General features: G+C 64.3%; 6 protein-coding genes. All 6 read left to right on the top strand.

The window, feature by feature from the left end; genetic code table 11:
- The first annotated feature begins 23 nt into the window (after window positions 1–23).
- Window positions 24–1,256, top strand: coding sequence for an imidazolonepropionase (gene hutI, locus EN861_RS13615; RefSeq protein WP_135863960.1), 1,233 nt, complete (start codon window positions 24–26; stop codon window positions 1,254–1,256).
- Window positions 1,253–2,788, top strand: a complete 1,536-nt coding sequence (gene hutH, locus EN861_RS13620; RefSeq protein WP_127280648.1) for a histidine ammonia-lyase — start codon at window positions 1,253–1,255, stop codon at window positions 2,786–2,788. The genes hutI and hutH overlap by 4 nt, the downstream gene beginning before the upstream one ends.
- Entirely contained in the window at window positions 2,785–3,600 is an 816-nt protein-coding gene (gene hutG / locus EN861_RS13625; protein WP_127869666.1) for an N-formylglutamate deformylase, read from the top strand. The genes hutH and hutG overlap by 4 nt, the downstream gene beginning before the upstream one ends.
- 28 nt (window positions 3,601–3,628) lie before the next feature.
- Window positions 3,629–5,299: a urocanate hydratase gene (gene hutU / locus EN861_RS13630; RefSeq protein WP_127280374.1), complete on the top strand. Its 1,671-nt coding sequence runs from the start codon at window positions 3,629–3,631 to the stop codon at window positions 5,297–5,299.
- An 11-nt stretch (window positions 5,300–5,310) separates the two neighbouring features.
- Window positions 5,311–5,889: a HutD family protein gene (locus EN861_RS13635; protein WP_127280373.1), complete on the top strand. Its 579-nt coding sequence runs from the start codon at window positions 5,311–5,313 to the stop codon at window positions 5,887–5,889.
- Window positions 5,890–6,178: 289 nt separating this feature from the next.
- Window positions 6,179–14,764 carry a glucoamylase family protein gene (locus EN861_RS13640; RefSeq protein WP_135863961.1) on the top strand — a complete coding sequence of 2,862 codons (8,586 nt, stop codon included), beginning with the start codon at window positions 6,179–6,181 and terminating at the stop codon, window positions 14,762–14,764.
- Window positions 14,765–15,061: the final 297 nt, after the last annotated feature.

Genomic DNA, 15,061 nt, shown 5'->3' on the forward strand with positions numbered 1-15,061 from the left:
CACCGATTGAAACGGAAAAGATGATGGCTGTAGAGAGCAAAAGCCGGGCAGGGGGGCTTCGCCTGTGGCGCAATGCGCGTCTGGCGACCATGGCTGAAAATTCTGCCGATCTTGGTATCGTCGAGCATGGTGCGCTGGCCGCGCGTGATGGCCGCATTGTCTATGCCGGTCCGGAATCCGAGATGCCCTCGGGGCTTGCCCAAGGCGAGATCATCGATTGCGAAGACCGCTGGATCACACCCGGCCTGATCGACTGCCACACCCATCTCGTCCATGCCGGCAACCGTGTCAACGAATTCGAGATGCGGCTGGCCGGCGCCTCCTATGAGGAAGTCGCCAGGGCAGGCGGCGGCATCGTCTCGTCGGTCAAATCCTTGCGTGCCGCCAGCGAGAGCGACCTGGTCGCCCAGACGCTGCCGCGCCTCGATGCGCTGATGGCGGAAGGCGTCACCACCGTAGAAATAAAGTCGGGCTATGGACTCGATCTCGAAAACGAGAAGAAATCGCTGCGCGCCGCGCGACTGCTGGGCAATGAACGCCCGGTGACGGTCCGCACCACATGCCTCGCGGCCCATGCGCTGCCGCCCGAAGCCAAGGGCGACAAGGACGCTTTCATCGATCTCGTCGTCAAAACGATTCTTCCCGGCGTCGCCGCAGAAGGCTTGGCTGATGCCGTCGACGGGTTCTGTGAAGGCATTGCCTTTTCGCCCGAGCAGATAGCGCGGGTCTTCGATGTCGCCAAGGCGGCTGGCTTGCCCGTCAAACTCCACGCCGACCAGTTGTCCAACCTGCACGGCGCTGAACTTGCCGCCCGCTATGGTGCGCTTTCGGCCGACCATCTCGAATACACCGACGAGGCGGGCGCCATGGCGATGGCCAAGGCGGGGACCGTGGCGACGATCCTGCCCGGCGCCTATTACTTCATCCGCGAGACCAAGAAGCCGCCGATCGGCCTCTTCCGCCAGCATGGCGTGAAAATGGCTGTCGCCACCGACAACAATCCCGGCACCTCGCCGCTGACCTCGCTGCTTCTGACCATGAACATGGCAGCGACCCTGTTCGGCATGACGCTCGACGAATGTCTCGCCGGCGTCACCCGCGAGGCCGCGCGTGCGCTGGGACTGTTCGACGAGACCGGCACGCTGGAGGCTGGAAAATCCGCCGACCTGGCGATCTGGGACATCGAGCGCCCCGCCGAACTCATCTACCGCATGGGCTTCAACCCGCTGCATGCACGCATCTGGAGAGGACAATGACCGAACTGACCTTGAAGCCCGGCAATGCCACGCTGGCCGACTGGCGCGCCATCTACCGTGGCGCCGTGCCCAAACTGGACGACGCCTGCCGGCCAAAGATCAAGGCAAGCGCCGAGGCCGTTGCCAGGATCGTTGCCAAGGGCGAGCCGGTCTATGGCATCAACACCGGCTTCGGCAAGCTGGCCAGCGTGCGCATCCCGGCCGAAGATCTCGAGACCCTGCAGCGCAACATCGTTCTGTCGCATGCCGCGGGCGTCGGCGAGCCGATGCCAGTCGCCGTTGCCCGGCTGATGATGGCGCTGAAACTTGCAAGCCTCGCGCAGGGTGCGTCCGGCGTGCGCTCGCAAACCATCGAGTTGCTTGAAGCGATGCTCGCCAACGACGTCATCCCGGTAGTGCCGGCGCAGGGCTCGGTCGGCGCCTCCGGCGACCTTGCCCCGCTGTCGCACATGACGGCGGTGATGATCGGTGTCGGCGAATGCTTTACCCCGCATGGCCGTTTTCCGGCCAAGGTCGCCTTCGTCTCGCACGGGCTGGAGCCCGTGACATTGGGCGCCAAGGAAGGTCTGGCGCTGCTCAATGGCACGCAGTTTTCGACGGCCTATGCGCTGGCCGCTCTGTTCGAGGCCGAAGTGCTCTACCAGTCGGCGCTTGTCGCCGGCGCGCTCTCGACCGACGCGGCAAAGGGTTCCGACGCACCCTTCGATCCTCGCATTCATCTGTTGAGAAAGCATCGCGGCCAGATCGAGACCGCGGACGCACTGCGCAATTTGATGGCCGGCAGCGCCATACGCGAGTCGCACCGGGTCGGCGACGAGCGTGTGCAGGATCCCTATTGCTTGCGTTGCCAGCCGCAAGTCATGGGCGCGGCGATCGATGTCCTGCGCAAGGCCGCCGATACGCTCGAAACCGAGGCCAATGGCGTCACCGACAATCCGCTGATCTTCGCCGAGGACGACACGGCACTCTCCGGTGGCAATTTCCACGCCGAGCCGGTCGCTTTCGCCGCCGACATGATCGCGCTGGCCGTCTGCGAGATCGGCTCGCTGTCGGAACGCCGCATCGCCATGCTGGTCGACCCCGCGCTGTCGGGCATGCCCGCCTTCCTGACGCCCAAGCCCGGCCTCAACTCCGGCTTCATGATCCCGCAGGTGACGGCGGCGGCACTCGTTTCGGAAAACAAGCAGAAAGCCTATCCCGCAAGCGTCGATTCCATCCCGACCTCGGCCAATCAGGAAGACCACGTCTCGATGGCCGCGCATGGCGCGCGCCGGCTGATCGGCATGGTCGAGAATGCGACTGCGGTGATCGGAATCGAATTGCTGGCCGCCGCCCAAGGCTGCGATTTCCATCAGCCGCTGGCCTCGAGCGCAGCGCTCGAAGCCGTGCGCAAGCTGGTTCGCGCCGAGGTGCCGCATCTCGACAACGACCGGCACTTCCACCCTGACATGGAAAAGGCGATCGCCATGGTGCGCAGCGGCGCGGCCGTGGAGGCGGCAGGCGCGGTGGCGCTGCCGGGGATTGCGCGATGACACCTTCCTGGCTGACAATAAAACAAGGCACGGCACCGCTGCTTGTGTCGATCCCACACACCGGCATCGACCTCGCCGGCCTCGAAAACCGGCTGGTGTCGCCATGGCTCGGTCGTCGCGATTGCGACTGGTGGATCGACAATCTCTATGATTTCGCCGCCGGTCTCGGCGCCACGGTCGTGCACACCGCGATCTCGCGCACCGTCATCGACGTCAACCGCGATCCTTCCGGCGCCTCGCTCTACCCCGGTCAGGCAACCACCGGCCTATGCCCGACCGAAACCTTCGACGGCGATCCGCTCTATCGCGACGGCGAAGAGCCGGGCCCGTCTGAGATCGACGAGCGCCGCGAGAAGTTCTTTGCACCCTATCACGCCGCCTTGCGGGCCGAGATCGACAGGTTGCGCGCCTTGCATGGCAAGATTGTCCTCTACGACTGCCATTCGATCCGCTCGGTGCTGCCACGGCTGTTCCAGGGCAGACTGCCGGTGTTCAATCTCGGCACGAATGACGGCAAGAGCGCCGATCCGATGCTGCAGGCGACGGTCAGCCAGATCATGGCCGAAACCGGCGAAACCTTTGTCGTCAACGGCCGCTTCAAGGGCGGGTGGATCACGCGCCATTTCGGCCAGCCGCTTCAGGGCGTGCATGCGCTGCAGATGGAACTCTCCAACCGCGGCTATATGCGCGAGCCCGAAGGGAAGGGCACGCCGGACAATTGGCCGGTACCCTACGATGCCGCGTTCGCCGCGCCGATCCGTGCCACGCTGACGCAGATTCTCCAAACCGCCATTGACTGGGCCGGGCGCTGACGCGCCGCCTCATCCGAAAGGGACAATGATGAACAACCCTCGCCACAATATCCGCGAAGTGCGCGCGCCGCGCGGTGACAAGCTCAACGCCCGGTATTGGACGACCGAGGCGCCGCTGCGCATGCTGATGAACAATCTCGACCCTGATGTCGCCGAGAATCCCAACGAACTGGTCGTCTATGGCGGCATCGGCCGGGCGGCGCGCACCTGGAACGATTTCGATCAAATCGTTGCGTCGCTGAAGACGCTTGGCCAGGACGAGACGCTGCTGGTGCAGTCCGGCAAGCCGGTCGGTGTGTTTCGCACCCACCCGGACGCGCCGCGCGTGCTGATCGCCAACTCCAACCTGGTACCGCACTGGGCGACCTGGGAGAAATTCAACGAGCTCGATAAGAAGGGCCTGATGATGTACGGCCAGATGACGGCCGGCTCCTGGATCTATATCGGCACGCAAGGCATCGTGCAGGGCACCTACGAAACCTTCGTCGAGGCCGGCCGCCAGCATTATGGCGGCAATCTCAAGGGAAAATGGATCCTGACCGGCGGCCTTGGCGGCATGGGCGGCGCCCAGCCATTGGCTGCCGTCATGGCCGGCGCCTGCTGTCTGGCAATCGAATGCAATCCCGATTCGATCGATTTCCGCCTGCGCACCCGCTATGTCGACGAGAAGGCCGAGACGCTCGACGAGGCCATGGAAATGATCGAGCGCTGGACTAAGGCCGGCGAGGCGAAGTCCGTTGGCCTGTTTGGCAACGCCGCCGAGATCGTGCCCGAAATGTTCAAGCGCGGCATCCGCCCTGATATGGTCACCGACCAGACCTCGGCGCACGACCCCATCAATGGCTATCTGCCGAAGGGCTGGACGATGGCCGAGTGGCGCGAAAAGCGTGTCAGCGACCCCAAGGCGGTCGAGAAAGCGGCCCGCGCCTCCATGCGCGAGCATGTCGAGGCGATGGTGGCGTTCTGGAACGCCGGCGTGCCGACGCTCGACTACGGCAACAACATCCGTCAGGTCGCCAAGGACGAAGGTTTCGAGAACGCCTTTGCCTTCCCCGGTTTCGTGCCGGCCTACATCCGTCCGCTCTTTTGCCGCGGTATCGGCCCGTTCCGTTGGGCTGCACTCTCCGGCGATCCGGAGGATATCTACAAGACCGACGCCAAGGTACGCGAACTCACTCCCGGCAACACCCATCTGCACAATTGGCTCGACATGGCGCGCGAGCGCATTTCCTTCCAGGGCCTGCCGGCGCGCATCTGCTGGGTCGGTCTCGGCGACCGGCACAGGCTGGGTCTTGCCTTCAACGAGATGGTGGCCAAGGGCGAGCTCAAGGCGCCCGTCGTCATCGGCCGCGATCACCTCGATTCGGGTTCGGTCGCTTCGCCAAATCGCGAGACGGAATCGATGAAGGACGGTTCCGACGCGGTCTCCGACTGGCCGCTGCTCAACGCGCTGCTCAACACAGCTTCGGGCGCCACCTGGGTGTCGCTGCACCATGGCGGCGGCGTCGGCATGGGCTTCTCCCAGCATGCCGGCATGGTCATCGTCGCCGACGGCACGCCTGACGCGGCAAGACGTCTGGAGCGGGTGCTGTGGAACGACCCGGCGACCGGCGTCATGCGCCACGCCGATGCCGGCTATGACATCGCCATCGAATGCGCCAAGGAGCACCAGCTCAACCTGCCCGGCATTCTCGGGTAGCGGCTGACGTGATGCGCATCCTTCGCGCCGCCGATTACCGCGTCATGCCGTGGAAGAACGGCGGCGGCACGACGACCGAGATCGCCGTCTCGCCCGACGGCGCCGGGCTCGACGATTTCGACTGGCGCGTCTCGATGGCCCGGGTCGAAGGCAGCGGGCCGTTCTCCAGCTTTGCCGGCATCGACCGCACGCTGTCGGTGCTGGAGGGCGAGGGGATCGTGCTTGATGTCGCGGGCCGTCCGCCGGAGCGGATGACAGCGGCTTCCCAGCCATTTTCCTTTCCGGCCGACCAGCCGACGCGTGCCGCGCTGATCGCCGGCCCGATCACCGATCTCAACGTCATGACCCGCCGCGGCCACATGTTGCATCAGGTCGAGCGTCTGGCGATTTCGACGCCCGTGGAAATCGCGACCGAGGCCGGTCCCACCCTCATCCTTTGTCACAGGGGCCATGCCATTTTCCCCGGCGCCGCGCCCATTCGTCTCGGGCCGCTCGACGCCCTGCTGCTCGGACCTGATGCCTCTGTCTTGCGGGTTCAGCCCGCACCGGATGCGATCCTTTTCGTGATCCGGATAATCGCTGCCGCCTGACACGTTTGGCGCCAACGGTTACCGCCTGTTTCCAAACATGATCGCGACGCCGGCGAAATATAGCGTAAGCTGGCGGTGGCATCACGAAAAAGCCCGAATCCTCCCCGTCGATCGGTCCTGACGGGAGCGAGGGGCGCTCGTCTTTGAGTTTGCTCGAAAGATGACGCCCTGTCGTGGTGCGGAAACAAACTTTCGGCATAGGGGTTGATGCAACCGATTGCATTTGAACCGGTTTTAGGGCCATTGCCGTGGCGGTGATGCCGCTGAGTGCCCGCTTACGGAATTTTCAATGAATATTCAGACGAACCCAGCCCAGATCGAGAAGACAAGCGCGAGCTTCCCAGCCATCACGGAAGAGCCGATAAGATCGACATTCCTGCCGGAGGAACGGCTCCGGCTGCTCGGCGAAAGCCTGGCCAAGGGCGATCTGACGGACCTGTTCGGACTGATACCATTCGACTTCCAGGCCCGCATCCGTGACAGCGCCAAGAAGATCCTCGAAGTCTACCGGTCGACCAACGCCGCGCAGGCGAGGGGCGAAACCATCACGCCGGCCGCGCAATGGCTGCTCGACAACAACTACCTGATCGAGGAAACCATTTTCCAGGTCAAACGCGACCTGCCGCGCCGCTTCTACCGGCAATTGCCGACGTTGAAACTGCCCGACGGCGGCACCGTGCCGCGCGCATTGGCGCTGGCCTGGACCTATGTCGCGCATTCGGACAGTTCCGTCTCGGCGACCATGTTCAAGTCCATCGTCCAGGGTTTTCAGTCGGTCGAGCCGCTGAAGATCGGCGAACTCTGGGCCCTGCCGTCACTGCTGCGCTTCGTGCTGATCGAGAACCTCCGCCGCCTGGCGGTCAGGGTCAACCGCACCCGCCAGATGCGCCAGATCGCCAACGACGTGGCCGACAAGGTGCTTGCGACCGACGACAATCCGGATCGGCAGGCAATTCTCGCCAACTTCAGCGCGCATGCGCAGGACACCACCTTCGCCACTCAGCTTCTCTATCGCCTGCGTGACGGATCGCAGAACGCCGGCAAGGCGCTGGAGTGGCTGGAAGGCGAACTCGAAAAGACCGGCTCGGATGCCGAGGAAATCATCATTTCCGAGCACCAGACGCTGTCCAGCGGCAATGTGACCACCGGCAACATCGTGCGCGGTCTGCGCCTCATCAACGACGTCGACTGGACGGTGTGGTTCGAAGGCGTCAGCCGCATCGATACCGTGCTGCGCGAGCGCACCGATTTCGCCGCGCTCGACTTCTTCTCGCGCGATCAGTACCGCACCGCGATCGAGGAACTGGCACGCCGCTCGAACCTGTCGGAGTACCGTGTCGCCGAAAAAGCCATCGAACTGGCCGGTCACGCCGCCGGAGAAACCGTCGCGGAGGGCGTTGAAGGAGCTGATGCTCAGGCATCTTCCGCTCACACCGATGTCGGTTTCTATCTCGTTGGCCCGCGCCGGCTGGAGCTGGAAAAGGCAATCGAGTACCGGCCTACGGTCAGCCAGACGGTCAAGCGGACCTTCGCCAAGACAGGCTGGCTGGGCATCGTGCTCCCCGTCTTCGCGCTGACCGCCCTGCTGCTCGTCCTGTCCGGCAACGCCCTTTCCAATCTCGGCCTGTCGGTGCCGTCGATCGTGCTGATGCTGGCTCTGTTTGCCGTGCCGGCCAGCGAAGGCGCGCTCGCTTTCTTCAACACCGTGGTCTCGCTGTTCCTCAAGCCGACTCGCCTGATCGGTTACGACTACAGGCACGGCGTGCCGCCCGAGGCGCGCACCCTGGTGGTCGTGCCGTCGCTGATCGGCTCGCGTGACGATGTCGAGGAAAACATCCGCAATATCGAAGTGCACTATCTTGCCAATCTGGCGGACGAGATCCATTTCGCGCTGCTTTCGGATTGGCCCGACAGCAAGATCGAGATCGATGCGGCGGACACTGAGATTCTCGACTTCGCCCGCGCCGAAATCGCTCGCCTCAACGTACGCTATCCCTCCGAAGGCGCCCCGCGCTTCTATATCCTGCACCGCCGCCGGCTCTACAATGCGGCTCAAGGGTGCTGGATGGGCTGGGAACGCAAGCGCGGCAAGCTGCACGAGCTCGACCTCTTGCTGCGCGGCGACAGCGATACCACCTTCCTGCCACTCGAAGTGCCGCTGCCGGAAAAAGTCGTCCATGTGATGACGCTCGACGCCGATACCCGCACCACCCGCGATGCCGTATCGAGCCTTGTCGGCAAGCTTTGCCATCCGCTCAACCGCCCGCATTTCGACGCCACCAGGCGCGTCGTAACCGCCGGCTACACCATCCTGCAGCCGCGTATCACCGCTTCACTCACCAGCGGCGACGAAGCCTCGTTCTTCCAGCGCGTGTTCTCGGCCAATCGCGGCCTTGATCCTTACGTCTTCGCTGTTTCGGACCTCTATCAGGACGTCTTCAGCGACGGGTCCTTCACCGGCAAGGGCCTCTATCATGTCGATGCCTTCGAGGCCGCCTTGCAGGGCCGCATCGAGGAAAACACCATCCTCAGCCACGATCTGCTCGAAGGCGCTCTGGCGCGCGCCGCACTCGTCACCGACGTCGAACTGGTCGAGGACTACCCGACCCGCTACTCGGTCGACGCCTCGCGCCACCATCGCTGGGCGCGCGGCGACTGGCAACTTTTGGGATACATCTTCAACCCCCGTTCCGGCGTTCCGGCCTTGTCGCGCTGGAAGATGGTCGACAATCTGCGCCGCTCGCTGACGCCGATCTTCTGGGTGATGGCGGCGATCGCCGGCTGGACCTTGCTGCCCTTCACGCAGGCCGCGCAGTGGCAGGCCTTGCTGATCCTCAGCCTGTTCATGGCGCCGACCTTCGACGTGGTCAACGCCATCCTGCCCAAGAGCGGCGACCAGACGCCGCGCGGCCATTTCTCGGCGCTGGCGCGCGACGTCGCCTTCGGCACCGCCATGGTGGCACTGAAGATCGTACTGATGGCACACAACGCCTGGATGATGGGCGACGCCATCGTGCGCACGCTCTACCGGCTGTTCGTCAGCCGGCAGAACCTCCTGGAATGGCGCACCGCCTCGCAGGCGCACAAGGCGGGCGACAACGATGTCGGCTCCTATTACGGCATGATGTATGGTGCCGTGATCATCGGCTTTGTCGGCCTCGCCATTCCGGTGCTGGCCGATTCCACCGGTGCCTTCGTGGCCTTCTTCTTTGCCTTGTTCTGGATCGGCTCGCCGGCGATCGCCAGCTGGATCAGCCGCTCCGCCGAAACCGAGGATCGGCTGCGTATATCGCAGGCCGATATTCACACCCTGCGCACCGTGGCGCGGCGCACGTGGCATTATTTCGAGAGCTTCGTGACGGCCGAACATCACAATCTGCCGCCGGACAATTTCCAGGAGAGCCCCGCGCCCGTCGTGGCGCCCCGCACCTCGCCGACCAATGTCGGCGTCTACCTGCTCTCGGTCGTCTCGGCGCGCGATTTCGGCTGGATCAGCCTGTCCGATGCCATCACCCGCATCGATGCCACCATGACGACCATCGAGAGCATGCCGCGCAGCCGCGGCCATCTCTTCAACTGGTACGACACCACGACCCTGAAGCCGCTCTACCCGCTCTATATCTCGGCTGTCGACAGCGGCAATCTCGCCGGTCACCTGGTGGCGGTGGCGGCGGCCTGCGCCGAATGGGCGGAAGCCCCTTCCGTCCACCTGCAGGGTGATTTCGAAGGCATTCTCGACACCGTGACCATCCTGAGCGAAAGCCTAGATGAATTGCCTGACGATCGCCGTCAGTTGCGCCCATTGCGCCAACGCCTCGTCGATCGCCTCGACGGCATGCGGCGCGCCGTCGACACGATCAAGGCACAGCCGGAAATGGCCTCGATCCGCACCATCAACCTGGCGGTGCTGGCCGGTGAAATCCGCAAGCTCGCCACCGCCATTCACACCGAGGCCGCATCGCCGCAGAGTGACGTCATTGTCGACTGGGCGGCAAGGCTCGAAGCCACCTGCGAGGCGCACGTCCATGACGCCCACAGCGACGAAAACGCGGTCGAGGCTCTGCGTGCCAAGCTGCTCACCTTGCGCGAGCGCACCCGCCGTTTCGCCTTCGAGATGGAGTTCGCCTTCCTGATGCGGCCGGAGCGCAAGCTTTTGTCGATCGGCTACCGGGTCGAGGAACATCAGCTCGACGAAAGCTGCTACGACCTTCTCGCCTCCGAGGCGCGGCTGACCAGCCTGTTCGCCATCGCCAAGGGCGATCTGCCGACCGAGCACTGGTTCAGGCTCGGCCGCCCCATCGTCGAGATCGGCTTCCAGGGCGCGCTGATGTCGTGGTCCGGCTCGATGTTCGAGTACCTGATGCCGCCGCTGGTGATGAAGGAACCGCAAGGCTCGATCCTCAACCAGACCAGCAAGCTGATCATCAAGCGCCAGATGCAGTACGGCCGCCAGAAGAACGTGCCGTGGGGGATCTCGGAAGCAGCCTACAATGCCCGCGACCGCGAACTGACCTATCAGTACACCAATTTCGGCGTGCCGGGGCTGGGGCTGAAGCGCGGCCTTGGCCAGAACACGGTGATCGCACCTTACGCGACGATCATGGCGGCGCAGTTCAACCCGCGCGAAGCGGTGCAGAATCTGGCCCGGCTGCGCGAGATCGGCGCGCTTGGCCGCCATGGCTATTATGATGCGGTCGACTTCACCCCGCAGCGCGTGCCGGAAGGCACCAACCACGCGGTCGTGCTGAATTACTATGCCCACCATTCGGGCATGTCGATCGCCGCCGTCGCCGACGCCATTTTCGAAGGTCGCCTGCGCGATCGCTTCCACAGCGATCCAGTCATCGAATCAGCCGAACTGCTGCTGCAGGAGAGGGCGCCGCGCGACATTCCGACCGCCACCGTCCGCACCGAGGCCGACGAGCGCTCCAAGGACGAGACCGAAACCGAGAGCCCTGACACCCGCATTGTGCTCGATCCCGTGCGGGCGCTGCGTTCGACCAATGTGATGTCGAACGGCCGCTATTCGGTCATGGTGACCGCGACCGGCTCCGGCTACAGCCGCTGGGGCGATCTGTCAGTGACCCGCTGGCAGCCGGATCCGGTCGAGGACCGTCTAGGCTCATACATCTTCCTGCGTGACGTCAGCACCGGCGACTGGTGGTCGGCAACGGCGGAGCCAAGGCGCGCGCCCGAGGAAAAGACGCAGACCCTGTTTTCCGATGACAAGGCGAGCTTCGTCAAATCGGCCGGCACGCTACGCTCGGAGGTCGAATGCATCGTCGTTTCCGAAGGCAATGGCGAAGGCCGCCGCATAACGCTCTACAATGAGAGCACATCCGACCGTCACATCGAAGTGACGTCCTTTGCCGAGCTGGTTCTGGGATCGGAGGCTTCCGACAACGCGCATCCGGCCTTCTCGAAAATGTTCGTGGAAACGGAAATCGCCGCCAACAATGGCGCGATCTTCGCCACGCGACGCAAGCGCGAAACCAGCGAGCCCGATGTCGCCCTGGTGCATTTCGTCACCGATCCGTCGGGGCCGGCTCGTGATGCCGAGGCCGAGACCGACAGGCGCGCCTTCATCGGCCGTGGCCGCACCATCGTCGATGCCGCCGCCTTCGATCCAGGCGCCAGGCTGGGCGGCCATTCCGGCTTCACGCTCGATCCCATCGCCTCGCTGCGCCGTCAGGTGCGCGTGCCCGCCAACAAGAAGATATCGCTGACCTTCTGGACCGTCGTCGGGGCCAACCGCGCCGAGCTGGAGGAGGCCATAAACCGGCTCGACCATCAGGAGAGCTTTGCCCGCCAGGCCATGCTTGCCTGGACGCGCAGCCAGGTGCAGACCCGCCATATGGGCCTCAGCCTGACCGATGCGGCCAATGTGCAGAAACTGGCGCGCTATCTGATCTATCCCGATCCGTTCCTGCGGCTGCCGGCCGAGTCCATCGCTTCCGGATTGGGCAAGCAGTCGAGCCTGTGGCCGACCAGCATTTCGGGCGATTACCCGATCTTCCTGGTCAGGATCGGCGACGTCGCCGATCTGGAGATCGTTGCCCAGGCGTTGCGCTTCCAGGAATATATGCGCACCCGTGGCATGATGATCGACTTCGTCGTCGTCAACGAGCAGGCCTCGTCCTATGTCCAGGATCTGCAGCGCGCGGTCGAGACGCTGTGCGAAAACAGCCGCTTGCGCGGCAAGGAACTCGGACCCCGCCAGCACATTTTCGCGGTGCGCCGCGACCTGATGGAGGAGACCACCTACAAGACGCTGCTCGCCGTCGCCCGGGTTGTGCTGCATACGCGCAACGGCACCATCTTCGACCAGATCGAACGAGCCGAGGCGGCCGCACTGCAGGCGCGCGATGGCCTGCAGCCGGCAGGATTTCCAGGCCCGCGCGAAATTCCTGCGCCCGTACAGATGCATGCATTCGCCTCGCAGGCGGTGGCCGATGTCAGCGCCGATGGCTCCGGCCTCAGCCAGTGGAACGGTTTCGGCGGCTTCGACGGTGACGGGCGGCACTATGTGGTGCGCCTGGCTGGCCGACGCACCACGCCGCAGCCCTGGATCAATGTCGTCTCCAACGCCTCGTTCGGCTTCCATACCTCGGCCGAGGGCGCGGCCTTCACCTGGAGCCGCAACAGCCGTGACTACCAGTTGACGCCGTGGTCGAACGACCCGGTCTCCAACCGACCGGGCGAGGGCATCTATATCTACGACCAGGCCAGCGGCAGGGCGTTCTCGCCGATCGCCGCGGTGGTGCGCGATCCCTCGATGACCTACGAAGCCTGGCACGGCCAGGGCTTCTCGACCTTCCGCTCGAAGCGCGGACCGTTGTCGATGGACTTGACGCACGTCGTCGATCCCATCGATCCGGTGAAGATCACGCGGCTGCGCATCCAGAATTCCGGCCCGGTACCTGCCCGGCTGCGCGTCTATGCCTATGCCGAATGGGTTCTTGGCGGGCATCGGTCGCGCACCGCGGCAACCATAGTGCCATCCCGTGACGGTGCCACCGGCGCGCTGCTCGCGCAAAATCCCTACGGGCTCGATTTCAGCGAGCGCGTGGCCTTCCTCGCCGCCGACACCGGTGTCCACTCGGTGACGACTGACCGGGCCGAGTTCCTCGGCCGGCACGGGTCCAGCGAGTTGCCGCAGGCAGTGCTGAGCGGTTCGGCCCTGTCGGGTCGCGTCGAAGCCGGAGATGATCCTTGCGCGGCGATCGCCCGCGACATCGAAATCCCCGCTGGTGGCGACGTCACGCTGATCTGGCTGCTCGGCGACGCCGAGTCTCCGGCGCAGGCGAGCGCGCTGGTGCAGAAGCACCGGGGCAAGGATTTCGACCAGCGCCTGGCCGACAATGAGCGCGAATGGCGCGCCTTCCTCGACACCATCCAGGTCGAGACGCCGGACAAGGCACTCGATGCCATGGTCAATCACTGGCTGCCCTATCAGAGCCTTGCCTGCCGCATCCGCGCCCGCTCGGCCTTCTATCAGGCAAGCGGCGCCTTCGGCTTCCGCGACCAGTTGCAGGACACACTCGCCCTGCTGGCGCATGATCCGACGCTGGCGCGCGACCAGATCCTCAATGCCGCGCGGCGGCAGTTCCCGGAAGGCGACGTGCAACATTGGTGGCTGCCGCGCACCGGCGCCGGCGTACGCACCCTGATCTCCGACGACGTGGTGTGGCTCGCCCACGCCACGGCCCGCTATCTCATGGTGACCGGCGACGCCACAATCCTGAAGGAGCAACTGCCCTTCCTCGACGGACAGGCGCTGGGTGAAGGCGAGCACGACGCCTTCTTCACTCCGGAAATCTCGAAGAAGACGGTGTCGCTCTACGATCACTGCGCGCGTGCGCTCGACCTTGCCATCAAGCGCAGCAGTCCAGCCGGCCTGCCGCTGATCCTCGGCGGCGACTGGAACGACGGCATGAACCGTGTCGGCGAGCATGGCAAGGGCGAGAGCGTGTGGCTGGGCTGGTTCCTGCTGAAGACGCTGGGCGACTTCGCCGCGGTCGCCAAGACCGAGGGCGACACCAAGCGCGCGCAGGCCTGGGCAAAGCATGCCGAAGCCCTGAAGCGGGCACTCGAAAGCACGGCATGGGACGGCGAATGGTACCGGCGCGGCAGCTTTGACGACGGCACGCCTTTGGGATCACGCACATCGCAGGAGTGCAAGATCGACTCCATTGCTCAGTCCTGGAGCGTGCTTTCGGGCGAGGGCGACCCGGCGCGGTCGACCACGGCGATGCAGCAGGCGACGAAGCTGCTCGTCGACGATCATCTCAAGATCGTAAAGCTGTTCACGCCACCCTTCTCGAAGACGGACAAGGATCCCGGCTACATCAAGAGCTACCCGCCTGGCGTGCGCGAGAATGGCGGCCAGTACACTCACGCCGCCACCTGGTTCGTCATTGCATTGGCGGAGATGGGACAGACCGATGAAGCCTATCGCTGCTTCTCGATGCTGAACCCGGTCAACCACGCCTTCGACGAGGCCTCGACCGAGCATTACCGCGTCGAACCCTATGTGGTGGCGGCCGACATCTATGCCGGGGACGACAAGGGAGGGCGCGGCGGCTGGACCTGGTACACCGGCTCGGCGGGCTGGCTTTACCGGGCCGCGGTCGAAGGCATCCTGGGCATCGAACGGCGTGGCAAGCAGATCACGTTCCGGCCGAAGCTGCCCAGTCATTGGGAGGGCTATCAGGCTTCACTCAAGATGCTGGGCGCCGAGATCAAGGTGCAGGTCATTCGCGACAAAAAGACCAAGACGATCTCGCTCGAAGTCAATGGTTCGAAGACAAAATCGGCGTCCTTTGAGCCCAAGGCCGGTGGCCAGACCGAGGTCGTGGTCAAGATACCGGCGTAAAATCAACAGGTTGGATCACCGGATCGCGCGTCCTTCGGGACGCGCGAAGCAGCGCCTCGTTACTTGCGCGTGATCCGTGGCGGCGCCGGCTGGGCGCCTTGAAACCGGGCCTCTTCAGCCTGCCGTGATTAAAAATGTGGCAGTGCTCGGCTACTGCCATGATTTTGCCGCAAGGCTAACATTTCACCTTTTATCTCAAACCGTTAGGTGATCACGTCAGATTTCGTATCGTCGTCATCTTTTGTTCGCTAAATGGGAACGGAAGCGATAGACGGGCATTGTTTTGCGACGCATCAA

This window comes from Mesorhizobium sp. M8A.F.Ca.ET.218.01.1.1 (genome assembly GCF_004791165.1).
Classification (GTDB): domain Bacteria; phylum Pseudomonadota; class Alphaproteobacteria; order Rhizobiales; family Rhizobiaceae; genus Mesorhizobium.

Bases quoted from the DNA above. Each gene is read 5' to 3' on its own strand.
- hutI (WP_135863960.1), top strand. From the start codon at position 24: ATGGCTGTAGAGAGCAAAAGCCGGGCAGGGGGGCTTCGCCTGTGGCGC.
- hutH (WP_127280648.1), top strand. From the start codon at position 1,253: ATGACCGAACTGACCTTGAAGCCCGGCAATGCCACGCTGGCCGACTGG.
- hutG (WP_127869666.1), top strand. From the start codon at position 2,785: ATGACACCTTCCTGGCTGACAATAAAACAAGGCACGGCACCGCTGCTT.
- hutU (WP_127280374.1), top strand. From the start codon at position 3,629: ATGAACAACCCTCGCCACAATATCCGCGAAGTGCGCGCGCCGCGCGGT.
- EN861_RS13635 (WP_127280373.1), top strand. From the start codon at position 5,311: ATGCGCATCCTTCGCGCCGCCGATTACCGCGTCATGCCGTGGAAGAAC.
- EN861_RS13640 (WP_135863961.1), top strand. From the start codon at position 6,179: ATGAATATTCAGACGAACCCAGCCCAGATCGAGAAGACAAGCGCGAGC.